The 24504-nt window shown below is 66.5% G+C and carries 24 protein-coding genes and 1 riboswitch; of the genes, 9 read left to right on the top strand and 15 right to left on the bottom strand.

The genetic code is table 11. The features are described 5' to 3' along the window. Positions 1–71: 71 nt before the first annotated feature. The gene (locus ASG64_RS02960; protein ID WP_056069871.1) at positions 72–1442 is read left to right on the top strand and encodes an MFS transporter; all 1371 of its coding nucleotides are present in this window, start codon (positions 72–74) and stop codon (positions 1440–1442) included. 123 nt (positions 1443–1565) lie between these two features. Here the strand turns inward: ASG64_RS02960 and ASG64_RS02965 are convergent, their stop codons facing one another. The 8 genes from ASG64_RS02965 to ASG64_RS03000 form a co-directional block, all read right to left on the bottom strand. Further along, positions 1566–3209, bottom strand: coding sequence for a dipeptide ABC transporter ATP-binding protein (locus ASG64_RS02965; protein WP_056069874.1), 1644 nt, complete (start codon positions 3207–3209; stop codon positions 1566–1568). Next, positions 3206–4099: an ABC transporter permease gene (locus ASG64_RS02970; protein WP_056069877.1), complete on the bottom strand. Its 894-nt coding sequence runs from the start codon at positions 4097–4099 to the stop codon at positions 3206–3208. The genes ASG64_RS02965 and ASG64_RS02970 overlap by 4 nt, the downstream gene beginning before the upstream one ends. Further along, positions 4092–5078, bottom strand: coding sequence for an ABC transporter permease (locus ASG64_RS02975; RefSeq protein WP_056069880.1), 987 nt, complete (start codon positions 5076–5078; stop codon positions 4092–4094). Before ASG64_RS02975 ends, ASG64_RS02970 begins: the two co-directional genes overlap by 8 nt. 2 nt (positions 5079–5080) lie before the next feature. Further along, complete coding sequence (locus ASG64_RS02980; protein ID WP_235579534.1) at positions 5081–6643, bottom strand: ABC transporter substrate-binding protein; 1563 nt, start codon at positions 6641–6643, stop codon at positions 5081–5083. 105 nt (positions 6644–6748) lie between these two features. Beyond that, complete coding sequence (locus tag ASG64_RS02985; RefSeq protein WP_056072560.1) at positions 6749–7213, bottom strand: GNAT family N-acetyltransferase; 465 nt, start codon at positions 7211–7213, stop codon at positions 6749–6751. Positions 7214–7251: 38 nt separating this feature from the next. Continuing rightward, positions 7252–8220, bottom strand: coding sequence for an ABC transporter substrate-binding protein (locus ASG64_RS02990; RefSeq protein WP_056069886.1), 969 nt, complete (start codon positions 8218–8220; stop codon positions 7252–7254). Between the two features lie 43 nt (positions 8221–8263). Beyond that, a complete protein-coding gene (locus tag ASG64_RS02995; protein WP_056069890.1) occupies positions 8264–9046 on the bottom strand; it encodes an amino acid ABC transporter ATP-binding protein in 783 nt (260 codons plus the stop codon). Beyond that, positions 9043–10002, bottom strand: a complete 960-nt coding sequence (locus tag ASG64_RS03000) for an amino acid ABC transporter permease (RefSeq protein WP_056069893.1) — start codon at positions 10000–10002, stop codon at positions 9043–9045. The genes ASG64_RS02995 and ASG64_RS03000 overlap by 4 nt, the downstream gene beginning before the upstream one ends. Before the next feature lie 169 nt (positions 10003–10171). Beyond that, positions 10172–10269, bottom strand: a riboswitch (SAM riboswitch). Positions 10270–10616: 347 nt separating this feature from the next. Between ASG64_RS03000 and ASG64_RS03005 the strand changes: the two genes are divergently transcribed. Both ASG64_RS03005 and ASG64_RS03010 read left to right on the top strand, forming a co-directional pair. Beyond that, a complete protein-coding gene (locus tag ASG64_RS03005) occupies positions 10617–11960 on the top strand; it encodes a diguanylate cyclase domain-containing protein (protein WP_235579678.1) in 1344 nt (447 codons plus the stop codon). Between the two features lie 73 nt (positions 11961–12033). Continuing rightward, the gene (locus ASG64_RS03010; RefSeq protein WP_056069899.1) at positions 12034–13113 is read left to right on the top strand and encodes an SDR family oxidoreductase; all 1080 of its coding nucleotides are present in this window, start codon (positions 12034–12036) and stop codon (positions 13111–13113) included. Positions 13114–13466: 353 nt separating this feature from the next. On the opposite strand, the gene ASG64_RS03015 is transcribed toward ASG64_RS03010, so the two are convergent. After that, on the bottom strand, positions 13467–14543 hold the full coding sequence (locus ASG64_RS03015; RefSeq protein ID WP_056069902.1) for a tartrate dehydrogenase: 1077 nt from the start codon (positions 14541–14543) through the stop codon (positions 13467–13469). A gap of 64 nt (positions 14544–14607) precedes the next feature. On the opposite strand from ASG64_RS03015, the gene ASG64_RS03020 reads away from it, so the two are divergent. The 3 genes from ASG64_RS03020 (at position 14608) to ASG64_RS03030 (ending at position 16083) form a co-directional block, all read left to right on the top strand. Beyond that, positions 14608–14961, top strand: a complete 354-nt coding sequence (locus ASG64_RS03020) for a hypothetical protein (protein ID WP_056069905.1) — start codon at positions 14608–14610, stop codon at positions 14959–14961. Positions 14962–15055: 94 nt separating this feature from the next. After that, positions 15056–15664: a DUF6230 family protein gene (locus tag ASG64_RS03025; RefSeq protein ID WP_156388242.1), complete on the top strand. Its 609-nt coding sequence runs from the start codon at positions 15056–15058 to the stop codon at positions 15662–15664. Continuing rightward, complete coding sequence (locus ASG64_RS03030; protein WP_200933411.1) at positions 15661–16083, top strand: DUF6114 domain-containing protein; 423 nt, start codon at positions 15661–15663, stop codon at positions 16081–16083. The genes ASG64_RS03025 and ASG64_RS03030 overlap by 4 nt, the downstream gene beginning before the upstream one ends. Here ASG64_RS03030 and ASG64_RS03035 read toward each other — a convergent pair. Next, positions 16009–16986 carry a Gfo/Idh/MocA family oxidoreductase gene (locus ASG64_RS03035; protein WP_056069911.1) on the bottom strand — a complete coding sequence of 326 codons (978 nt, stop codon included), beginning with the start codon at positions 16984–16986 and terminating at the stop codon, positions 16009–16011. The two genes, ASG64_RS03030 and ASG64_RS03035, sit on opposite strands and share 75 nt — an antisense overlap. A 62-nt stretch (positions 16987–17048) precedes the next feature. Here ASG64_RS03035 and ASG64_RS03040 point away from each other — a divergent pair, with 62 nt between their 5' ends. Then, positions 17049–18062, top strand: a complete 1014-nt coding sequence (locus tag ASG64_RS03040; RefSeq protein WP_056069913.1) for a Gfo/Idh/MocA family protein — start codon at positions 17049–17051, stop codon at positions 18060–18062. A gap of 26 nt (positions 18063–18088) precedes the next feature. Here ASG64_RS03040 and ASG64_RS03045 read toward each other — a convergent pair whose 3' ends face one another. The 3 genes from ASG64_RS03045 to ASG64_RS03055 all read right to left on the bottom strand — a co-directional run bounded on the left by ASG64_RS03045 (position 18089) and on the right by ASG64_RS03055 (position 21122). Further along, a complete protein-coding gene (locus ASG64_RS03045; protein WP_235579470.1) occupies positions 18089–18604 on the bottom strand; it encodes a class F sortase in 516 nt (171 codons plus the stop codon). Positions 18605–18722: 118 nt separating this feature from the next. Continuing rightward, positions 18723–19928 carry an ice-binding family protein gene (locus tag ASG64_RS03050; protein ID WP_200933412.1) on the bottom strand — a complete coding sequence of 402 codons (1206 nt, stop codon included), beginning with the start codon at positions 19926–19928 and terminating at the stop codon, positions 18723–18725. Between the two features lie 441 nt (positions 19929–20369). Next, positions 20370–21122, bottom strand: a complete 753-nt coding sequence (locus tag ASG64_RS03055; protein WP_042573026.1) for an IclR family transcriptional regulator — start codon at positions 21120–21122, stop codon at positions 20370–20372. A gap of 151 nt (positions 21123–21273) precedes the next feature. Between ASG64_RS03055 and ASG64_RS03060 the strand changes: the two genes are divergently transcribed. Further along, entirely contained in the window at positions 21274–22038 is a 765-nt protein-coding gene (locus tag ASG64_RS03060) for a CoA transferase subunit A (protein WP_042573025.1), read from the top strand. Beyond that, positions 22035–22700 carry a 3-oxoacid CoA-transferase subunit B gene (locus tag ASG64_RS03065; protein ID WP_056069922.1) on the top strand — a complete coding sequence of 222 codons (666 nt, stop codon included), beginning with the start codon at positions 22035–22037 and terminating at the stop codon, positions 22698–22700. The genes ASG64_RS03060 and ASG64_RS03065 overlap by 4 nt, the downstream gene beginning before the upstream one ends. A 19-nt stretch (positions 22701–22719) precedes the next feature. Here ASG64_RS03065 and ASG64_RS03070 read toward each other — a convergent pair whose 3' ends face one another. Both ASG64_RS03070 and ASG64_RS03075 read right to left on the bottom strand, forming a co-directional pair. Next, complete coding sequence (locus ASG64_RS03070) at positions 22720–23745, bottom strand: NAD(P)-dependent alcohol dehydrogenase (RefSeq protein ID WP_042573062.1); 1026 nt, start codon at positions 23743–23745, stop codon at positions 22720–22722. A gap of 54 nt (positions 23746–23799) precedes the next feature. Next, entirely contained in the window at positions 23800–24501 is a 702-nt protein-coding gene (locus tag ASG64_RS03075; RefSeq protein ID WP_056069926.1) for an iron-sulfur cluster assembly protein, read from the bottom strand. Positions 24502–24504 lie beyond the last annotated feature (3 nt).

Genomic DNA, 24504 nt, shown 5'->3' on the forward strand with positions numbered 1-24504 from the left:
GTACCCGTCCGGTCTGTTGACCGAACCATGTCGCCGGGCTACGGTTCGGTCACCGAACCGAAGGATCGTCGATGACCGTGCGTACCGCTCCCCCACTCGCCCGACCGCTCCCCGTGGCGGCAGCGGGAACGTTGCTGTCCCTGGCCGCCTTCACCTACCCGTTGGCGACGATCGGGAGCACCGCGATCTCACTGGACAGCGACGCGGCCGGACGGACGTGGATTCTCAGTTCGATGAGCATCGGTCTGAGTGCGGCACTGCTGGTGTCCGGCGCCCTGGCCGACGACGTGGGCCGCCGACGGACCTTCGCCCTCGGTCTCGTGCTCCTCGCGGCGGCCTCCGCAGTGTGCGCCGTGGCGCCCTCGACCCTGGTGTTCGTCCTGGCCAGGGTCGTCCAGGGTGTCGGTGCGGGTGCCGTCGTCGCGTCCAGCCTCGGAGTCATCGCCCACGCCTTCGAACCCGGGCCGCTCCGTGCCCGCGCCGGCGGCATCTGGGGAGCGAGCGTCGGCGCCGGAATCACCCTCGGACCCTTGATCTCCGCCTCGTTCGACCGTCTCGGATCCTGGCGTGGCGCGTACTGGGTCCTGACCGCCGCGACCCTCGTCCTCGCAGTCCTGGCGACCAGGTACGTCACCGAATCTCGCACGGAGACACCGCGAGGACTCGACATCATCGGCGCCGTCGCCCTGTCCGGCGGACTGTCGGCACTTCTCGCCGCGCTCGTCGAAGGGCGTGGCGGTTGGTCGAGGCCCGTCCCCCTCGTCCTGGCAGCGGTGGCGGCCGTCCTGATCGTCGGATTCGTTCTGCACGAGCGTCGCTCGTCGTCGGCGATGCTGGATCTGGCGCTGTTCCGCCAACCCGCCTTCATCGCGGCCACCGTCGCAGCTCTCACCACCGGTGTCGGAGTCATCGCCCTGATGTCGTACATGGCAGGGTTCGTCGGCGCCGCGTTCGGCCTCGACGCGCTGGACAGCGCGCTGCTGCTGTTCGCGTGGGCGGCCACCAGCGTCGTCACCGCCCTTCTCGCACGCCACATTCCGGCGGCCGTGTCGGGACGGACCCAGCTCGCCGTCGGCCTGCTCGGCGTGGCGATCGGGGTCTCGCTGTTCCTCGGACTGTCCGAGTCGTCGTCGCCTCTCCGCCTCGTTCCCGGTCTGATCATCGCGGGCGCGTTCACCGGAATCGTCAACGCAGCCCTGGGACGCGAATCCGTGGCCAGCGTCCCGCCCGGTCGCGCGGCCATGGGAAGCGGCGCCAACAACACCGCCCGCTACCTCGGATCCGCGATCGGGGTCACCGTGGTGTCCGTCGTGGTCCTCTCGGCCGGCACCGCACCGGGCGCTGCCTTCCACGGGTGGAATCAGGCGGTGGCGGTCGTCGTGGGCGTCACGGTCCTCGGGGCGCTGGTGGTGGCGGTCGCCCGCCCGCGGTCCGCGGCCTGACGCAAATACGCGCCTTTCGGCCTCAGAACGAGGTTCGTACGGCCGCCTCGACGCACGCACACGCAGTGGCCTCGGTCTGCTCGAACAACCACTGTCGAACCGTGCGCACTACGTATTCCCGGGTCATAAGTGCTGAGAGTAGGCAGGTGCGGACGCAACCGACATGGTTCGACTCGGCGTGATCGGAACTGTTCGTGCATGCCCGGGGATGGCATCGAGGAGTTCACGCGTGTACTCCTGCTGCGGGTCGTCGAAGATCGCTGCGGTGGTGCCGAACTCGACGATCGAGCCCGACTGCATCACCGCCACGGTGTCGCTGATCTGCCGCACCACCGCGAGATCGTGGGAGATGAAGAGATAACTCAGGGACAGCTCCCGCTGGAGCTCGTCGAGGAGTGCGAGAATCTGCGCCTGCACCGACACGTCGAGCGCGGATACCGGCTCGTCCAGAACCACCAGGTCCGGACGCAGCGCCAACGCCCGCGCGATGGCCACTCGCTGACGCTGTCCACCGGACAGTTCGGCAGGGCGTCGCGCCAGATGGTCCGAGCTCAGAGCTACCTGGTCGATCAGCTCCTCCACTCTCGCAGCGCGCTCGGCGGACGTCCCGATCCTGAACGCATCCAACGGCTCTCGCACGATGTCGCGGATACGCATCGACGGATTCAGCGACGCGTAGGGATTCTGGTAGACGATCTGGATGCGCCGACGCAGCTCCCGCAGCCGAGCTCCGCGCAACGTTCCCACCTCGATACCGTCGAACGTGACCGATCCGGAGGTCGCCGTCTCGAGACCCGTCGCGATCCGAGCGACCGTCGATTTACCCGACCCCGATTCACCGACGATGGACAGGGTCCGACCGCGCTCGACGGTGAAGGAGACGTCGCGGACGGCGTCCAGGTGGACACCGCGGCCGATCCGGAACGTCTTGGACACGCCCGACACGGTGAGGACGGTCGACACTGGGACCGCGGAGTCCGGTCGCAGCGCCGTGTTCAGGGACGGCGCCGCAGCGAGAAGAGATCGCGTGTACGCGTGGCGCGGTGTCGACAGAATCTCCGCGGTGGGGCCCGTCTCGACGATCTCGCCGTCCTTCATGACGATGATGCGGTCGGCTCGGTCGGCCGCCACACCGAGATCGTGCGTGATCAACAGAACGCCGGCTCCGGTCTCGGCGATCCGCGCGTCGAGGTGGTCGAGAATGCGACGCTGCACCGTGACGTCCAGCGCACTCGTGGGTTCGTCGGCTATCACCAATTCCGGTCGGCACGCGAGGGCGATCCCGATCAGCACTCGTTGACGCTGCCCTCCGGACAGGTCCTGCGGATACTGACGGGCGCGTACCTCCGGGTTGTCGAGTCCGGCGTCCGCCAGGATCTGCACGGCTTCGATGCGAGCCGAGCGACGACTGGCGAGACCGTGCACCCGCAGCACTTCGGCCACCTGCTCGCCGACGCGCAGAACAGGGTTCAGCGACGTCGTGGGATCCTGCGGAACCAGGCCGATGTGTCGGCCCCGCAACCGGTCGAGCGCCTTGTCCGACGCAGTGTCGATCCGCTCGCCGTCGAAGGACACCGATCCGCCGGTGATGTGTCCGGTGCCGGCGAGGAGACCGATGATCGCATGCGCGGTCGTCGACTTCCCCGATCCGGATTCTCCGACGATCGCGACCACCTCTCCGCGATCGACGGTGAAGGACACCCCGCGCACCGCCGCAGTGTCGCCGTATCCGACGGCGAGATCGCGGACCTCGAGAACGGCGCTCATCGACGTCCCTCCCTGTCCAGTGCGTGACCGACGCGGTGAGCCGAGAGCACCACCGCCACGATCACCAGACCGGGCAGCGTGGTCATCCACCACGCGGTGGCGAGGAAGTTGCGGCCTTCCGAGATCAACGATCCCCATTCGGGCGTCGGGGGTACAGCTCCGAAACCGAGGAAGCTCAATGAGGACACCGCCAGTACTGCCATGCCGAATTCCACTGCAGCGAGCGCGATCACAGGGCCGTAGGAGTTGCGGAGTATGTGTCGACGGAACACGTCGAACCACCGCACGCCCGACGCGTAGGCAGCTTCGACGTAGAGCGACCGCCGGACCCGGAGCACCTCGGACCGCATCACGCGGGCGAAGTTCGCCACCAGGGTCACCCCGACGGCGATGGCGACGTTGACGGTGCCGAAGCCCAGGGCGGTGACCAACGCCAGTGACAACAGCAGGGTGGGGATGGACAGCAGGACGTCGACGACGCGCATCAGCACCGCGTCCACGACACCGCCGACCGCACCCGCGAGAAGTCCCAGAAGGGACCCGGCGACCAGGGCGATCGCTACGGCGAGTAGTGTTGCCGTCAGGGACAGTCCGGACCCGTGGACGACGCGGGTGAACACGTCGCGACCGATGTTGTCGGTCCCGAACCAGTGGGCGGCACTGGGTGGTTGCAGCTTGTCGGCCGGCACGCCGGTCAACGGATCGCCGCCCGCGAACAGCGACGGGGACACCGCGAAACCCACTGCGAGGAGAAGCACGAGGACCGACAGCGCGAGGCCGGCGCGGCGCAGGACGGCACGCACCCCGACACGTCGTCGGCCCGGCGGGGTGTCGGCGGACTCGGATGCTCGGTCCACGGGGACGAGGTCACGCGTCAAGATGTCAGACATTCGCCTTCTCCTGCGTCGTCGACGGTGTGGTCGAGTGTGTGCGGTGATCGGCGACGATGCGCGGGTCGATCAACGGGTAGAGCAGGTCGACCAGGAGGTTGACGGCCACGAAGACCAGTGACGAGAGCACGACGATGCCCTGCACGACCGGAATGTCCTGGGCCATCACCGATGTCTGCGTCAACCGACCCACACCGGCGCGCGAGAACACTGTCTCCACCACGACGGATCCGGCGAGCAGAGTGCCGACGAGTACCCCCGCGATGGTGAACGCCGGGATCGACGACAACCGGAGTATGTGCCGGGACTGCACCCGTCGGCGCGGCACTCCTTTGGCCCGCGCGACATCGACGAACGGTTGACGCCACGTGGTGCTCATGCTGGTCGCCAGCACCTGAGCGATCACCGCGCCGGTCGGCAGGGCAAGGGTGACCGCCGGGAGCACCAGGCTCGGGACACCCGCATCACCGAACGCCGGGAACCACCGGAGTCGGAACGAGAAGAGCTGCAGCAGGAGCAGACCCACCCAGAACGTCGGAACGGCGACTCCGAGCGGCGGCAGCGAGAGCAAGGCGGTCCGCAGCCACGAGACCTGCGTGTAGGTCGCGACATAGGCGACCGAGCTTCCGAACAGCACCGCCAGGACCAATGCCGTTCCCGCCAACGCCAGAGTGCTGGGCAGGGCGTCGAGAATCGCCGTGGTCACGCTCTGCCCGGTGGAGATCGAGTATCCGAAGTCACCGCGGACGGCAGCACCGAGCGAGTGCAGGTACTGCGTCCAGACCGACTGGTCGAGGCCGTAGCGCGCCTGCAGCTCGGCCACTGCTGCCGCGTCCACCGGAGTCCCCGATCCGGCCGAGTCGACGGCCAGACTCACCGGGTCCGACGGCAGCAGGAACAGCACCACGAACGAGATCGTGAACGCCGCCCACAACACCAGTAGCGCTTGCCCGACACGCTGTGCGAGGTAACGGAGCACGACTACCGCCCACTCAACCAGGTGTCGAAGAACTGGAGCCTGGCCGAGGCCTCGAACTTCAGGTCCTGCACGGCCGACGATGCGCCGATCGCCTGGGACAGCTCGATCGTCGGGATCCACAGGCCGTTGTCCAGCACCTGTTGCTGTGCCTGCGCGACGAGGGCGTTGCGCTCCGCCGTGTCCGTCGCCGACAGTTCGTCCGTCAGCAGAGTGTCCAGCGCCGGGATGGGGCCGCGTGCGTTGAGGTTTCGTCCGTCGACCGCGAACGTGGCGCGAAGGATGTCTCCGTCGGCGCGTGTGCTGTTGTAGTAGGTGGAGTCGTAGTCCTTGGTGCCCTGGCGCGCTGTCGCTTCCTGGTTCGACACCAGCTCGAGCTGCAGGTCGATTCCCACTGTGCGTAGTTGCTGCTGGGTGAGCTCGAGAATCGCCTGATTCCCCGCGAAGACAGGCGCGAACATGACGGAGAAGCTCAGCCTCTGCCCGTTCTTCTCTCGGATCCCGTCCGCACCGGGCACCCACCCGGCCTCGTCCAGGATCGACTGGGCCTTCGCAGCATCGTGGGTGACCTCGGGGAGTGCCACATAGCCCGGCGTCGTGCCGGCCAACGTGCTTGTCGCGGGCTTGAAATCGGGTCCGAGCACCGTGTCGACGAGTTCCTGCCGGTCGATCGCGGGCACCAGTGCGGCGCGGACAGCCGGGTCCTGCAGCACCCCACGCGCGACATTGGGCTGGAAGCCGAACGGCATACCGGGATTGGACGTCGTCAGGACCCGGCCTCCCGTCGCCTCGATCTGCGGGGCATCCTGCGGCAGAGCATCACTGACGGCATCGAGCTGGTCCGACGACAGACTTCCGGTACGGACCCCCGATTCGGGAACGATGGTGAACTCGATCGAGTCGAGGTAGGCCTCGCCGTCGTGCCCGAAGACGTCGGATCCCCACGCGTATCCGGTGCGCTTGGCCAGAGTGACCGAACGGTCCTGCTGGTAGTCGGCGTACGTGAACGGGCCCGACCCGACATTCGTGCCGAGGCACCGGGCCTCCGCCGACTCCGCGGTCGTCACCGGAGCCTGGATACCGAGTTGCGCTGTCGAACTCGCCTGGAGGAACTGCGCATTCGGGGCAGCGAAGTCGACCCGCGCTGTGAGCGGGTCCACCACGGTGGTCCCCTGGTATCCGGTCAGGTAACTCCCGGCGAGTGGCGCTTTCGCCGCACCGACGGTGGTGACGATGGAGTCGAAGGTGCCCTTGACCGCGGCCGCGTCCACCGGTGTGCCGTCACTGAAGGTGGCTCCGTCCTTCAGGTGGAAGGTGAAGGACTTCGCATCCGGGCTCACCTCCCACCTGTCCGCGAGCCAGGGTTCGATCTCTCCGGTATCGGGATCCTGATCGGTCAGTGAGTCGACCACTTGGCGCACCACGTAGATGGTCTGATTGGTGCCCGCCTGCGCCGGGTCCGAGCAGGTGGGTGCGCCCGAGAGCCCGTACCGCAGTGTGCCTCCCGGCTGCGCCGGTCCGGCGTCGGCGGAGGATGTCGTCGCGTTGCCGGCGCAGCCGGCCAGCAGTGACGTGGCCGCGGCGAGTGAGCCGAGGCCGAGTAGGACGGAACGAGTGGACACGGGGGTGTCTCCGATTCTTCGACGATGGTGTGGTGACGGGTGCGGCGCGGGCTAGGCCGCGATGGCTTTCTCGAAGGGGTGGATTCCGATGGACTCGGACGGCAAGCCCTGGTCGTAGAGCGGCCGATAGCCGGCGGCGAGATACAGCGCGACCGCTTCCGGCTGGTTCCAGCCGGTGGTCAGGTAGATCCGTCGGTAGCCCCGGTCGCGTGCACTGCGTTCGAGTTCCGAGACCACCAGACGCCCGAACCCCTTACCGCGATAAGCCCTGGCAGTCCAGATACGTTTCAACTCTGCTGTCCGACAGTCGAATCGACGGTACGCACCGCCGGCGATCGGCACTCCACACAGGACGGCGACGATCAACGCACCGTGCGGAGCCGCGAATTCGTCGCCCGGGTACGACTCGAGTTCTTCGCGCAGTTCGTCCGGACTTCGTCCGTACCGTGACGCGTACTCGCGCGCGAGGTCCTGCAGGAGCGGCGCGGCCAGCGGGTCGTCCTGCGTGATGCTCATGAACTGGATCCCGGAGTCCCCGATGCCGGCGTCGACGGTCACTGCCGCGGAAGTCCGGGCGGGTTGATCTCCGAGGACTGCACGGCTTCGCTCTGCAGACCCCAGCGATCGAGAACCTTCTGGTAGCTGCCGTCCTCGATCGCGTGGTCGATGGCGTCGTGCACGGCCTGGATGAGCCCGTTGTCCTTCTTCGTCAACACAGCGATCTCACCCTGAAGTGCATCACCGGCGCCGGACAGGGTGCCCACCACTTCCGTCTCCCCACCGGTCGCGGCGTGGTAGATCGCGGACGGGTTGGGGCCGAGGTAGCCGTCGATACGCCCCGAGCCCAAGGCGAGGTAGTAGTCCGATGTCTGCTGGTAGTAGGCGATCTCGGCAGGAGCGAGACCCTCCGCCACGTTCTGCGCGTTCCAGTCCACCAGGAGCTGCTCCTGGTTCGTTCCGGAACCGACACCGATCTTCTTCCCGGCGATGTCCTGCCTCTTCGACACTGTCCAGCCGCTGTCCTTCTTCGCCTCGAACGCGATGTTGTCCAGTCGGTAGGTGGCGAAGTCGTACTTGTCCTTCCGTTCCTCGGTCACCGTCACGTTGGAGATGAACACGTCGTTCTCGCCCGAATCGACCTTGACGAAGTTCTGCGACCAGTCGGCGACCTCGATCTGCGGAGTGAGACCGAGGATGTCGGCGATCAGATACGAGAAGTCGACCTCGGAGCCGACGGTCGTGGTGTCGTCGGTGGCGTAGAAGCGCAGCGGCGGCGCCGTGCCGCTGGCTCCGGTGACGACGAGGGTGCCGCGGTCGCGGATGGCCTGCGGGACCTCGGCCGCGATCTCGTCGACCTTCTCCGCGCGGACTCGTCCCGACTGTTCGGGAGTGAGGTCGAAAACCTGGCCTTCGGTCGTGACGACCTCGGACTCGGCGGTCGGCTCAGTGCACGCCGTCGCGGTCAGGGTGACGGCGGCGAATGCGGCGGTGAGCAGGGCGACGGTTCTTCGTGGTGCGGACATGGCTGTTCCTTGTGGGTGAGAAGTACACGACGAGTGGGGGGTGTCAGAGAACGTGTGCGAGGAACGCCTTGGTGCGTTCCTGTGTCGGTGAATCGAGGAGTTCCGCGGGAGTGCCCTGCTCGACGATCACGCCGCCGTCCATGAAGACCACTGTGTCGGCGATCTCCCGAGCGAACGCGACTTCGTGCGTGACGATGACGAGCGTCGCCCCGTCCCTCGCGAGGTCCCGGATGACTTCGAGAACCTCTCCCACCAGTTCGGGATCCAGCGCCGAGGTGGGCTCGTCGAACAGGATCACCTTCGGTCGCAGAGCCAGCGCCCGAGCGATGGCGACGCGTTGCTGTTGACCACCGGACAGGCGACGGGGATAGTCGTGGGCCTTGGATCCGACACCGACACGCTCGAGCAGCGCGAGTGCCTCGGACTCGACCTCGGAACGCGGGCGCTTCTGCGCCGACACCGGCGCCTCGACCACGTTCTCCAGCACGGTCAGGTGCGGGAAGAGGTTGAAGTTCTGGAAGACGAACCCGATCCTCGATCGCTGTCGAAGAATCTCCCGGCCGCTGAGTTCGTGGAGCTTGGCGCCTCTGCGGCGATATCCGACCAGGTCACCGTCGACGCGAACCGTTCCTCGATCGACCTTCTCGAGGTGGTTGAGCACCCGCAGGAGTGTCGATTTCCCGGACCCGGACGGGCCGATGATCGCGGTGACCTCACCCGGACGAACGACGAGGTCCACGCCGTCGAGAACCTTCAGCGCACCGAAGGACTTGTGCACTCCTCGCACCTCGACCGCGTACGTGGAGTCGTCGACGGAATGCGTCATCGTGTTGCTCCTCTCGGGGCGAAGGTGATGTCGGAGAATCGCTTCCGTATCTGCTGCAGTGGTGTCAGCGGGACGGTGCGTACCGCACCCTTCGCGTAGTGGCGCTCCACGTAGAACTGCACGATCGACAGAATCGACGTGAGGATGACGTACCAGACTGTCGCCACCATCAGAAGCGGAACGACGCGGCCGCTGCGGCCGTAGATGACCTGCACTTGATAGAACAGCTCGGCGATCGCCATGACCGACACGATGGACGTGCCTTTGAACAGGCTGATGACTTCGTTCGCCGCATTCGGCAGGATCCCCCGCATCGCCTGCGGGAGAACGATCGTGAAGAATTCACGCCGCTTCGGGATACCGAGCGCCGCAGCTGCTTCCAGCTGACCCTGGTCGACCGAGATGATGCCGGCACGGACGATCTCGGCGGAGTACGCCGCCTGGTGCAGAGCCAGACCGATGATGGCCGCCGTGGAGCCGCTGATCACGTTGTTGACGTCGAACCGGAAGAAGCTGGGACCGAACGGTATTCCGAGCGACAGCGTCTGATAGAGGTACGCGATGTTGAACCAGAACAGCAGCTGGACGATGAGCGGGATGGATCGGAAGGCCCAGATGTAGAACCAGGCGATCACCTGGAGAACCGGATTGGACGACAGTCGCGCCACAGCCAGCGCGATACCGATCGCGAAACCGATCAACGTTCCCCAGAACGTCAATTGGATGGTCAGCCAGAGTGCCGACATGACCGATGCGGCCGTGAAGTACTGGGCGAAGGTCCCCCAGTCCCATCCGGCGTTCGTGGCCAGCCCGTGCCCGAACTGGGCCACCACCACCAGCGTGGCGACGGCGATGATCCACCGCCAGGGATGCCAGGTCCGCGCGACGACGAGGTCCTCGTCACGGACGTCCTCCTCCGCGGCGGCCGCGGAGGGACGTGCGTCGAGTTGCGTCACCGGACGAACCGGGAGAAAGGGTCAGGGGTCGAGACGGCAGGGCACATCGGGGGGCCTTTCGAGGCGGGAGGTGAGGGGCGCGAGTCAGAAGCAGCGCGTACAGACGCAGGTGCTCACTCGGCACAGGTCGACGTGCAGGCGTCGCCGCAGATCGTGGTTCATCGGTGCTCCTCCATCGGTCCTGGCGGTAGCACCCACACCCTCGACAGGAGAGGGGGGTTGCTGCGACGTCGACGAGCCAGGTCTCTCGGTCGCTCCTGATGGTGAGCAGAAATCTAGACCTGGAACATCGAGACGTCAAATCGCGCAACAGATTTCGCGTCGATCTATTGGGATCACGGTGATTCTGACGCGTGACAATGCGGTCGCCGTCCTGTTCCGACGACGAGACCGGTGCCGGGTGCAGCGCCTGTTCGCGCTCGAACGCCCCGGTCAGGCCCGTGAATCGGTACCCTCATCGGAACAGTTGGACTTCCCGCCGGTGGGTCAGGAACCGAGGTACTCGTGTGAGACGACACAGCGATGTCAGTCGTCGCAGTCGGTTCACGTCAGCGTCTCGACACCTGCCCGCCGTGTCGACCTCGCGACGATTCCAGGATCGTCGATCACTGGCGATGGCCACCACCGTGACCATGTCCGCACTCCTGCTCGCAGCCGGATGGGGCATTCCCGGCTTGTTCCATCCCGGTCTCGTTCCCGTGGTGGCCACGGCGCTCGCCATCGTTCTTGCCGTCGTCGTGGTCGGCATCGTGGTCCGGACCGGACGATTGACCGAACGACAATTCGTGACCACGGGTGCGATGGCGGTGGTCGGCACCGCAGTGGCGGCGGTCGGTATCGCGGACCCGGCCGACACGTTGACAGTCAATGCGCTGTTGACGATCGTGCCGGTGTTGGCGGCCTCGGCGTCGCCGCCGCGGACGGCCACCGCGTTCACCACCCTCGCGGCCGGCCTGGGGACCGCCCTGTGTGTGGACTCCGCGTCCAGCCGGGGAGCGGACGCCGTCGCCGCCGGCGCGTCGCTCACCATCGTCGTCGTGCCGGTTCTGCTGGTCTGGAGCCTGCGCATGTCGATGGCGGACGTGAGCCGCCGGTACGACCTGCTGGCGCGAACGGACGTCTTGACGGGGCTACTCAACAGGCGAGGTGTTCTGCCGCTCCTCGACGGGATGCTCCGCACGGCGGTAGGCCTGGACGCGACGATCACCGCCTCGGTCATCGACATCGACAACTTCAAAGCCGTGAACGACACGCACGGACACACGTACGGCGACCGGACCCTGGAGTCGGTCGCCCGAACGATCGTGTCCGCGGTGCCTCGCGGCGCTGTCGTCGCGCGACTCGGCGGAGAGGAATTCCTCGTCGTCGCCCACCACGCTCCCGGAGCCGACGTCGCACAGTCGGTACTGCGGTCCGTCCGCGCCGAATGCGCGGTCACGGTCAGCATCGGAACATCGCGAGCACACCCGTCGACCCTCGACCGGACCGACGACGTCATCGACGTCGACACTGCGCTCGATGCGATGATCGCCCGCGCCGACGAGGCGATGTACGCCGCGAAACACGGCGGCCGCGATCGCATCGCCATAGGTCACGACACCGTGTTCCATCGGCGGACACACTCGGACACCCTCGACGCATCGGCCGCCGTCGCCGCCACCCTGGTCGAACTACACAGCCGTCGGGCACGGTCCGGCAGACCGGCCGAGGCTCTGGCAGCGCTCTCCGAGCGGCTCGACGAGGTCATCGCCGCCGCCTCGTCCAACGACGCGGTGCGGTACGTGACCGCACTGTCCACGGTCGCGTCGCTGGACCAGTGCACAGGAATAGTGATGGAACAGCTCGGTTCGGACCGTGACGACGCGGTACGGGTACTCGTACAGCGCTCGCGTGCCGACGGAGTATCGCTCGCACGGCTCTGCGACACCGTGATGTCCTCCTCGCTCACGCCCTCCTGATTGCGTCTCGACGCCCACGGGTAGCCGGACGGCGGGATCGACACGCGATCCCCAGAGCGGAGGCACTTCGTCCATGGCTTCACCACGTCCGGGCACGGCGCTCGTCGTCGGCGCGACCGGCATCTCGGGGCAGACCATCTGCCGCCAACTCGTCGACGACGGGTGGATTACCTACGGGCTGTCTCGCAAGACCTCGCTTCCGGTGGAAGGGGTGATACCGGTGACCGCGGATCTGATGGACTTCGGCGGTCTCCGCGAGGCTCTGCGAGGAACCGCACCCGATGTGGTCTTCTTCACCGCGTGGATGAAGCAGGACACCGAGGCCGAGAACATCGAGGTGAACACAGCGACCTTGCGCAACACCGTCGACGCACTGGCGGACGAGAATTCGGTTCGCCACGTCGCTCTGATGACGGGACTCAAGCACTACCTGGGACCGTTCGATGCGTACGGCGACGCCGTGACCGCCGAAACGCCGTTCCACGAGTCCGAGGAGCGACTCGACACCCCGAACTTCTACTACGCGCAGGAGGACGAGTTGTTCGCCGGGGCGGAGCGACTCGGCTACACCTGGAGCGTGCATCGAGCGCACACGATCTTCGGCTTCGCGGTGGGCAATGCGATGAACATGGCGCTGACGTTGTCCGTGTACGCGACCATCTGCAAGGAGACCGGGGCGCCGTTCGTCTTCCCCGGTTCGCAGACCCAGTGGGACGGCCTGACAGACGTCACGGACGCCGGGTTGTTGGCCGAACAGATGATCTGGGCATCGACCGCGGAGAACGGCGCGAACGAAGCGTTCAACATTGCCAACGGCGACGTTTTCCGGTGGCGTTGGTTATGGCCGCGCATCGCGACGCATTTCGGGGTGGAGCCGGTCGGCTTCGATTCCGAGCCGCGACCGCTCGAACCGCGGATGTCCGATGCACCTGCCGTGTGGCGGCGTATCGCGGAGAAATACGACCTGGTCGAATCGGACGTCACTCGCTTGGCGTCCTGGTGGCACACCGATGCGGACCTCGGGCGCGACATGGAATGCCTGACGGACATGACGAAGAGTCGACAAGCCGGTTTCCTCGGCTTCCGTTCCACGACAGACAGTTTCGCGGATCAACTCGGGCGATACCGGGATGCGGGCATCATCCCTCGATAGGCACGTCACACGACGATCCGACGGTGGGGCCGTTCGGATCGTCGTGTTCCGCCACAAGCTTCCTACGAGCCGACGTTCAGAGTCTTCAGGATGTTCAGGAAATCCGTGATGGGCAACAGGTCTCCGAACGAGAAGTTGAGAAAGCTGAGGCCGTTGAGAATGCTGAACATGGAGTCTCCTGAATCGAATGGTGTGCGCGATGTCCTCGTGCTGAAGAAATAATGGTCAATCGCGACGTTCGACACTGGAGAACGGCATGGTGACAAATCACCGACTTGGCTGCCGTCACACCGGATACCGCCTACGGGTGTGACGGCAGACCGGTATCCGGCGGGGCGGCACGACGCGCGGGCCTACCGTGCGGTTATCCGGTCCGCGACGAGCCGGCCCACCGCGTCCGTCGACGCCGTTCCGCCCATGTCCGCCGTCAGCGCATCCCCACCGCTCGCCAGCACATCCTCGATGGCTCTCACCACGGCGGCCGCGGCCTCCTGCTCCCCGAGGTGGTCGAGCATCATGGCGCCGCTCCAGATCTGACCGATCGGATTGGCGACGTTCTTCCCTGCGATCGCGGGGGCGGAACCGTGCACCGGTTCGAACAGACTCGGAAACTTGCGCTCCGGGTTGATGTTGCCGCTCGGTGCGATCCCGATGGTCCCGGCGATCGCGGGTCCGAGGTCCGACAGGATGTCCCCGAACAGGTTGCTGGCCACGACCACGTCGAACCAGTCCGGATGCAGAACGAAGTTGGCGGTGAGTATGTCGATGTGGAAACTGTCGACGTCGATCGACGGATAGTTCGCGGCCATCGCGGCCACGCGCTCGTCCCAGTACGGCATCGAGATGGATATTCCGTTGCTCTTGGTGGCCGAGGTCAGACGCCGCCGCGGTCGCGTCTGCGCCAACTCGAAGGCGTACCGCAGGATGCGGTCGACGCCGATGCGCGACATGACCGTTTCCTGGATGACGGTCTCCCTCTCCGTTCCCTCGAACATGCGCCCGCCGAGGTCGGTGTACTCCCCCTCCGTGTTCTCACGGACGACGTAGAAATCGATATCGCCGACTTCCCGTCCCGCGAGGGGACTCGTGACGCCCGGCATCAACCGGATCGGGCGGAGGTTGACGTACTGATCGAAATGACGACGGAACTGCAACAGCGAGCCCCACAGCGAGATGTGGTCGGGAACCACCTCGGGCCACCCGACCGCACCGAAGAAGATGGCGTCGAACGTCTTCAGATCCTCGAACCATCCGTCCGGCAGCATCTTTCCGTGCCGGGTGTAGAACTCGGCGCTGGCATAGTCGAAGTAGTCGTACTCGATCCCGAAACCGAATGCCGACGCCGCCGCGTCGAGAACGGCGATACCTGCAGGCACCACCTCCTTACCGATGCCGTCGCCGGGAATGACCGCGATTCTGTGGGGTGCCATGACTCACGACCCTAGGCGCCGACCGATACCGTTTGTGCCCGGGCATGACGGGTAGGCCGAATCCATGACTACCGACGACACCGGGAGCGCCCACCCCGCTTCGCCCATTCCCGACTACGACCATCTGACGGTGGGCGACCTCACTCACCGCGTTCGGACCCTCACCGTCGATCAGATGCAGGATCTGATCGCCTACGAGCGGGCGACCGCCCACCGTGCACACGTCCTCCAGATCCTCACCACGCGGCTGGACGATCTCCAGGACGGTGCGCAGCCGTCCGGCGGCGATCCGACATCAGTGCCGGAGGTGCACGACACTCCCCATGCTTCGTCCGTCGGGCCGGAACACTCGCCTTCCGACCACACACCGCTGCGCCACGGCGTCGCCTATCAGACACCTGCACGGGGAAAGCCCTGACAGTGTCCTGACTCACTCCGAGTTGCGGTTTGTACCGGCTCCCCGGGGGAAACCGGGGCCGTTCGCACGGGTCGGGGTGACCAGGAGGACTGTCTTGTCGAGGAACGCCGCGACACACCGCGCGAGTGACCGATCCGGAGGTATCCGGTGGGGCCGCTTCACGGTGCTCTGCGCGCTCGGCGCGGTCGGAATGGGCGTCATCGGTGGCGGGATCGCCAGCGGTCAGCTGCCGATGAACTTTGCCGTATCCGGTCAGAGCTTCATCGGAACGTTCGGCGCTGTCGACGGCGACGGGATCACCGTGTATCCGCGGGCGGTCGACACCGCCGCGGGCTCACGGCCGAGTATCGCCGTCAAGGTCGACAGCGCCCGACTGTCCGACGTATGTCTGTCGACAGTGGCCCGAGGGCTCCCCCTCATCGGTGACGTCACGATGTTCGCCCGCGTACCGGGTACCGGGCTGACCGCGGAAACCCTCGTCGTCGACGTCGCGTCGGTGAACGGCTCCGTCGACGTGAACGACGTCCGGCTCGGTGTCGACGCGTCCGCGACCGGGGAAGTACAGGGCAGAGCGACCGCCCCCGCCATGGTCGGCGCGTCGCACGCCTCCGCCACGTCGTCGGAGATCATCGCCCTCACGGCGACGCACGCATCCCTCACCAACCTGATTGTGTCCGCCGAGGCCGTAGACCACTCGTGTTGAGCCGCGGTCGCGGGTGGAGATCTCGACGGCCGTTCTGGGGCGGTGTGCTGATCTGCCTGTCGGCTGCGTTCCTGCTCCTGCCGGCGTTCACCAGCCTCCGGATCGGCGACCTGCTGATCACCGTCACCTCGATCGCCGGGGTGTCCACCCTTCTTCTCGGTGCACTGATGGCGGTGTGCGGTGCGGCCGTCATCGCCCGGCCGGACACGCGAATCCCGGCCGGAGTCAGCGCGATGATCCTCGCGCTCGTCGCGCTCCCCGTAGCGAATTTCGGAGGCTTCGTCCTCGGAACCCTCCTCGGGGTCGTCGGCGCCGCGTCCGTGCTGGCCTGGAGCCGACGTGCCTCACCCGACAGGCACGGTCCGTCCGCCGTCGTTCATGGAGACGACGAGAGCGTCGGCCACCAGGCCCGCACGTAGGCCGTCGTTCGCATCCGCCAACGTCGCCACACGGCCCTCGTCGATCGAGTCCACCCACTCCTGCAGCTGGAGGCGGTATGCCTCCGCGTACCTCGGAATCCAGTCGGCGGGGTACGCGCGCGAGCGACGTCGGTCGCTGTCGGTGACGGTGTGGGCGGGCAGGGCCAACGCGGATGTTCCGGTCTCCCCCACGATCTCGCATCGGGTGTCGTACCCGTACCGCGCGTTGAGGAAGATCTCGACGGTGACGAGGACGTTCGACTCCGTGCGCAGCAACATGATCTGCGGGTCCTGCCGGGTGCCGGAGAACTGCGAGGTACGCCCGGCATGCCAGCTCACCTCCGAGATCGGCGACGACAACAGCCAGGGCATGATGTCGAGTTCGTGGATCGCAGAATTGGTGATGGTCGACGCGGACGTTCCACCCGGGTATGCCTCGACGTTCCTGCTGATGCAATGGGCGACCAGGGCGTCGCCGATGTCTCCGGACGTCACCGCCTGCTTCAATTCGACGTAGGCCGGGTCGAACCGCCGCATGAAGCCCACCGTGATGAGAGTCCGATCCCCCTGCGCCGCAATGATGTCGCGGCATTCCGCGGCGGTGGGAGCCAGCGGCTTCTCGCACAGGACGGGCTTGCCCGCAGCCAACGCCAGGTGGACCAGCTCGGCATGCGTCGAATCGTGGGAGGCGATGATGACGGCGTCGACGGCGTCGTTCTCGATCACTGCTCGCCCGTCGTCGAGCACCGCCGCGTCCCGGAGTGTCGACGCGACCGACGCGGCACGCGCGCCGTCGTAGTCCGCGACCGCGGACACGGTGGCCCCCGAGACCGACCTGTCGATGTTGGTGGCGTGGTCGGCTCCCATGACGCCGACTCCGATGATTCCTACCCGCACAGTCATGCGGAGCAGTATTACATCCTAATGTCCTGACAAACATGGTTTCGTCTGATTGAGTTCTCGCCATGACGTCGACCTACTCCCTGCCGCAGTCGCGAGTGCCCGACCCCCGGGATGCTCCGACACTGCGGTGGGCGATCCTCGGCCCGGGCTGGATAGCAACGCGGTTCGTGGAGTCGTTGCACCGGAACACCTCTCAGCAGGTGGTCGCGGTGGGATCGAGAACAGCGGCGCGCGCCGAGCAATTCGCGCTCGAGCACGGCATCGAGCGCGCCCACGGCACATACGAGGCCGTGTTCACCGACGACGCCGTCGACATCGTCTACATCGCCACACCGCATACCGAACATCGCGCCCACGCTCTCGCCGCCATCGCAGCCGGCAAGCACGTACTGGTCGAGAAGCCGCTGGCAGTCGACGCGGCGGGAGCGGCGGAGATCGCGGCCGCCGCGGGCGCTGCCTGCGTCTTCGCCGGCGAGGCGATGTGGACCAGGTTCCTGCCCAAGTTCGACGTGATCGAGCAGGTTCTCTCCAGCGGAGTGCTGGGCCCGATACACACCGTCCTTGCGGACCACGGCGAGTTCTTCACGCAGGACCATCGCATCTACGACCCGACGTTGGCCGGTGGCCCCCTGCTGGATCTGGGCACCTACGTCGCCTCGTTCGCATACTCGGTCCTGGGTCGACCCGACACGGTGTACGCGACGCGCCGGCCCGCGACCGAGGACATCGACGGCCAGATCTCCGCCGTCCTGTCGGGACCGGACGGCCACGCTGTTCTCAACACGACGATCCTGACCGACACACCCACCACCGCCACCGTGTGCGGGCGTGACGGCACCCTCACCATTCCCGGCCCTTTCTTCATGCCCGGCTCTTTCACCGTCACGGTGCGCGGCGGTAGCACCGTCGAGTACGACGAGCAGCCGGGACTGCAGGTGGACGGCCTTCACTACGCCGCCGTCGACGCCGCTCGGACCATCGATGCCGGACGTCGCGAGTCGTCGATCCACCCCTTGTCCGACGCAGTGGCAACCCTGGACATCATCGACCGGATACGAACGTCGATGTCCACGTAATCCGTGTGCGTCGACGCAGATCGCTGTCAGGAGGTCGTCGACACCAGATCCGCATAGACGACGATATTGTCGTCGTAACTCGATGCCGCACTGTCGAACTCGCCGCCACACGTGATCAAGCGGATGCCCGGACGGTCGATGTCGCCGTACACGGCGTCGGTCGGAAACTCCGACTTCGGGTACTGCTCGACGTCGGTCACTCGGAACGTGGAGGCCGATCCGTCGCTCCGCGTCACCGTGACCACGTCGTCGTCCTCGAGGTCACCGAGCCGGGAGAACACCCCGGGTGCGCCGTCCCAATCGACGTGCCCCGCCACGACTGCGGGTCCGAGTTCCCCCGGGACCGGTGAGCCGGTGAACCACCCGGCCGGAAAGCCGCCGGGCGGCACCTCCATGGTGCCGTCCGCCTGCAGACCCAGACCCATCAGGTCGGACGAGACATCGATCGCCGGAACATCGATACGCGTCGGCACGAGTGCCATGGACGACGAGTCGCTCACTCCCGTGTCGACCGACGTGGGCTCCGCGTTCTGTTGGGTCACAACACTACTGGTGTCGGCGCTCACCGGTTCCTCGGCGGTGGAACATCCCACCACCGAGGCCGCTACCAGCGCTACCGCCAGGACGGTGCTGCGTGCCCGGGACAATCGATGCGTCACATCAGCGCCGACGACGGGTGACGACCGTTGCCACGCCGACGAGGGCGGCCGCGACGATCCCGACCGGAACTGTCGAGGAGACGCCTGCACTGTGGACGGTGCTGCCGTCACCGGTATCGACGGATCCTCTCGGTACCTGCGTGATCTGGCTCCCCGGCGAGTAGGTGCCGGGTGCGTCGGGACCCGTAGGAACGCCGGGCATGGTCGGGGTGCCGGGTGTGTTCGGCATTCCCGGCGTGTTCGGGGTGCCGGGTGTATTAGGCATCCCCGGTGTGTTCGGAGTGCCCGGCGTGTTCGGAGTGCCCGGTCCGACGGGTGTGTTCGGGACGGTGGCACCCGGCGGAACCACCGGTCCACCAGGCGTGTTCGGCGCGGGCGATGTCGGCGGACCACCCGGCAGACCCGGAATGGTGATCACCGGCGGAAGGCCCGGAATAGGCGGCAGACCGGGGATGGACGGCACGGTGATCACGACCGGCGGAACGACCACAGGCGGGACGACGACCGGCGGAACGACGACCGGGCTGTCCTCCGTCGTGGTGGTCGGTGTGCACCCTCCGCGATCGATGACGTTGTTGTCCAACGTGACGGCACCGGTGCGCGCGAGCATCCGCCCGGACACTCGCGCTCCGTTGTTCAAGGTGATCGATTCCTGCGCCATGACGGTGCCGACGAACCTCGTCGACGTACCCAGAGTGGCGGAGCTGCCGACCTGCCAGAAGACGTTGCACGGGTTCACACCGATGAGCGCGACCCTGCTGCTGGAGGCGGTGATGAGAGTGGACGGCGTCTGGAACACGAACACCGCGGCAGGATCTTCCTTCGCATCGAGCGTGACAGTACCCGTCACGTTCATCGGGCCACCCGAGTTGTAGACACCGGGAAGCAAGGTCCGCCCGCCCAGTTCGGCACCGACCTGCTCGGTCACGGCCTCGCCCGCGGCTTGATTGTAGGCCGTGGTGAGATCGATCTTCGCCTGCAGCGCAACGGGTCCCGCGCGAACGATCTCTCCGTTCTGAACGAGACCCGGCGGGAACCCGTCGACAGCCGTTCCCGGACTGACGCCGACGCTGCCCGAGATGACGGACGGGTTCGTGTTGGTCACCGTGCTTCCCGCCAGGATCGCGAACGGATCGGCGGTACCGAGACCGATCGGCGTCGCGGCTCCGGCTGTCGCAGTTCCGACCATCATCACCGCGGCTGTCATGGCGGCGACCGTGCCGACCATGGGCACGGGTGACCGGCGTACCGAAGAGCAGGATGTCGAGCGAGGGTGCGTGGGGTACATGTGCGTCCTAAGGAATGAGCGAAACGTGCGGACCGGGTAGGTCCGTGACACGTGAGAACACATGGCCTGTCCCCGACGACGCAGGCGATGTGGTGAGAGATGACGCGAGGCCGACTCCGTCGAATGCGACGGAGACTTACGGCATAAACGAAGTAGAACAGAGGTCGTACGACAATGTCAACGACATCACGGAAATGCATTTACTCGAATGATCAGCCGGGCAAAATTGCACGAACAGCCTGCTAGCAAGCGTTTACCGCCCACTTTCCGACGTTGTCGTGGTGGCTCACCGATGATAACGGTGGAATAACTTGATTACCGGGCCGGTCGTCCGTCGACTCCCCTGCTCGGCCGCTCGATTCACCGCAGACGCGAGGACAATGCGTGGGCGGCACGCAGAAGATGCTCACCGAGGAGGGGCCGACGGGTGTCGTCGAAGCGCGTTCCCACCCCGGTGAGACTCAGTGCCCACGCCGGCGAGTCCCGTCGGTCGAAGACGGCGGCGCCCATTCCCCAACTGCCCTCGACGAGCAGTCCCGGATTGACCGAGTAGCCCAGGGTCAGGACCTCGTCGACTCGTTCGGCGATCCGCTCGGGCGCGTGGTGATCACCGAGGGCGCCCAGGTCCGCTCGGGCCAGGTAGCGCTCACGTTCCGCTTCCGGAAGGTGCGCGAGGATGACCAGGCCGGCCGACGCGATTCCCAGCGGCATACGCAAACCGATGTGCAGCACATGGGATCGGAGCGGGAAGCTTCCCTCCTCGGCGGCGATACAGACGGTTTCGTCTCCCCGACGCGCGGACAGGAACGCGCTCTCTCCGGTGGCCCGAGCCAGCTCCCGCATGATGTCGCGCGCACTCGACGTGATGTCGTATCGCTCGGCCGCGAGAGCCCCCAGCAGATACATCTCGGGGCCCAGCGACCAGCGCCCGGATTCGTGCCTGTCCAGAATCCCTTCGGTGGCGAGCGCGACCAGCATCCGGTGGGCAGTGGGGCGGGCCAGGCCGGCGCTGCGTGCAATGTCCGAGGTGGACGCCCCGTCCGGCTCGTGGTCACCCACCGCGCGCATCACTGCTGCTGCGCGCCCGATCACCGACGGTCCAGCGTCAATCATGCAATCAGAGTACCTAAAGGTGTCCACTGAGTGAACGCATGAGCCACGCGGCAGTCGGCCGGTGAGCAGATGGACCGAATCGGATGCGGTCGGCTCCCGACGTCTGATCGAATCGTCGGCATACGAGCACCACCGACACAGGAGGAGACACGTGGCTACCGACGTCCTGTCCACCCCGGCCGACGCGGTCCGCGGCGTCCCCGACGGCGCCAGCATCGCCGTCGGGGGCTTCGGACTCTGCGGCATACCCGACGCACTCATCGACGCGCTCGCCGCGACCGATGTCACGGACCTCGAGGTGTTCTCGAACAACTGCGGTGTCGACGGCCACGGCCTCGGCATTCTCCTGGCCGCGCACCGCATCCGACGAGTCACCGCGTCGTATGTCGGCGAGAACAAGGAGTTCGCGCGCCAGTATCTGTCCGGCGAGCTCGAAGTGGAGCTCACCCCTCAGGGCACCCTCGCGGAGCGACTGCGGGCGGGCGGCGCCGGCATTCCCGCGTTCTTCACCCCCGCGGGAGTGGGCAGCCCGATCGCGGACGGCGGATTGCCGTGGCGATACGCCGCCGACGGCTCGATCAGCCTGGCGTCGCCGCCCAAGGAGACCCGGGTGTTCGGTGCGAAGCGCTACGTGATGGAGGAGTCGATCACCGCCGACTACGCGCTGGTCCACGCGCATATCGGTGACACCGACGGCAACCTCGTCTTCGACAAGGCCGCCATGAATTTCAACCCGCTCGCCGCGATGGCTGGGCGCATCACCATCGCGCAGGTCGAGAAGTTGGTCGAACCGGGAGAGATCGATCCGGCCCACGTGCACCTGCCCGGCGTCTTCGTCCAGCGCATTGTCGAGACCGGCCCCCAGACCCCGCGTATCGAGAAGCGCACCACCCGAGAGGCAGGAGCAACACGATGAGCGACTCGACCGGCTGGTCCCGCCAGGACATGGCGCGCCGCGCCGCCGCCGAACTGCGCGACGGCGACTACGTCAATCTGGGAATCGGTCTGCCGACCTTGATTCCCGGTTTCCTCGACCCCGCCGTCCACGTCACCCTGCATTCCGAGAACGGCATTCTCGGGACCGGCCCGTATCCGACCGAGGACGAAGTAGACGCCAACCTCATCAACGCCGGTAAGGAAACGGTGACCGTTCTTCCCGGTGCCGCATTCTTCGACTCGGCACTGTCGTTCGGCATGATCCGCGGCAGCCACATCGACACGGCGGTTCTCGGCGGCATGCAGGTGTCGGCCGGTGGCGATCTGGCCAACTGGATGGTTCCCGGCAAGATGGTCAAGGGCATGGGCGGCGCCATGGATCTGGTGCACGGCGCTGCGCGGGTCATCGTCGTCATGGAGCACACCGACCGCGACGGCAACCCGAAGATCGTCGACGCGTGCACGCTTCCCCTCACGGGTCAGGCCGTCGTGGACCGCATCATCACGAACTACGCGGTCATCGACGTGGTCGGCGACGGCACGCTGGTGTTGCGCGAAACCGCGCCGGGCGTCGGGGTCGACGAGGTGCACCGCGCTACCGGTGCGACGCTCACCGACGCCGACGACCTGGTCACTCACTGACGGACGGACGGGCCTTCTCTCACGGAGTCAGAATGGCCCGTCCGCGGACGACTCCGGCATCGAGATCGTCGATGGCACTCTGGAAGTCGTCCAATGCATATTTCGCGGTGTGCAGTACGACCGCACCGCGAGCGGCCAACGCCATCAGGTCGCAGAGGTCGTTGTAGGAGCCGACCAGGTTGCCGATGATGTTGATCTCCGACGACACGATGTCGATGGTGGGGACGTCGATGTTCTCGCCGTAGCCCACGACGTGATAGTTGCCGGCCTGCCGCAGCATCGCGATGCCCTCCGCGGTTGCGCCGCCCTCGCCGACGAAATCGATCACGGCCTCTCCCCCAGTCCCGCCGGTGAGGTCGAGCACCTGCTCGATATGGGTGCCGTCCGCGACGACACCGTGGTCGGCGCCGATGGACAGGGCGAGTTTCACGGCGTCCGCGTTCCGGTCGACGACGACGATCTCCGCCGCGGTCAGTGCCTTGAGCACTTGGATTCCGATGTGCCCCAACCCACCTGCGCCGATGACGACCACGCGGTCGCGCGGCGTCAGGTGCCGGGCGGCCTTCGCTGCCGCGTGGTACGCGGTCAGGCCCGCGTCGGCCAGTGCTGCGACGTCGGAGGGCTCCAGGGAGTCGTCGAGCTTGACGACGCTGCGCGCCGACGTCCTGAGGTATTCGGCATACCCGCCGTCGGTGTCGATGCCGGGGAACTGATTGATCTCGCAGTGCACGTCGTCGCCGGAGCGGCACGCGCGGCACAGGCCGCACGTGATCAGCGGGTGGACGATGACCTTGTCCCCCTCCGCGACATTGGTGACGGCCGAGCCCACCGCATGAACCCATCCGGCGTTCTCGTGACCGATGGTGTACGGCAGAGGCACATTCGACTTCTCGGCCCACTGTCCCTCCAGGATGTGGAGGTCGGTCCGGCAGACCCCGGCGCCTCCGATCCTGACGATGACGTCGAAAGGTCCCGTGGGAGTGGGTATCGGCAGTTCCGTCATGCGGAGCTTCTCGTGGTAGCCGACGACTTGGACGGCGCGCATGGTGCTCATGGTGGTGTTCCTCGATTCAGGGGAAAGTTTCGACGGTTGGTGTGCTCACGCGGACACGGTCGTCCGGTCCGGGTCGTCGTACCGGGTTCTCAACAGTCCGCGGCAGAAATGTGCGTTCCCGTCGATGGAGATGCGGGTCGATCGTGCCCGACGCAGAGCCAGCGGCACGTCGATCTCCGCGTAGGGCGCGCCCGTGTGGTCGACCATCACGAGGCTGTCGGGAGCTGTGCCCAGTCCGATGGATCTGCGCCGGGACATCAGAGCCCTGGTCGCGTCGTCGTCCGGAAGCTCCTGCAACCGAACAGTTCCCATGTCCTGCATTCTGCGGCCGGGGTCAGCCTTCATGACTCCGGTGAGGCACCGTTCCATCGCGGCGACGTGCGCTTTCCGCAGGAATGTAGTCCGCAGTTCTTCGAGGTCGTCCTGCGCCTCGTGGGCGAAGGTGCCGCGGTACCCGGCATCGGCCGCGAGCCCGGCGTTGATGATCGGAGAGTCGTGGTGGCCGTCGAGTTCGACGGTCACGGTCCTCGTCCACTCGAGTCCGAGAAGAACGTCCTTCGCATCCGACGCCATCAGGTAAGCGAAATTCGGAGCGCAGAACGACGTCGGCAACCTCAGATGGACGACGACATCACGATCGTCGGATACGGTCACCGATTCTACGAAGTCCAGGTCCGTGATGGGTTCGTCCAGTTCCGGATCGATCACCGCCCCGAGCGCGTCGATCGCCGAGTCGACGTAGTCCATCTC

This window comes from Rhodococcus sp. Leaf247, from assembly GCF_001426185.1.
Lineage (GTDB): Bacteria > Actinomycetota > Actinomycetes > Mycobacteriales > Mycobacteriaceae > Rhodococcoides.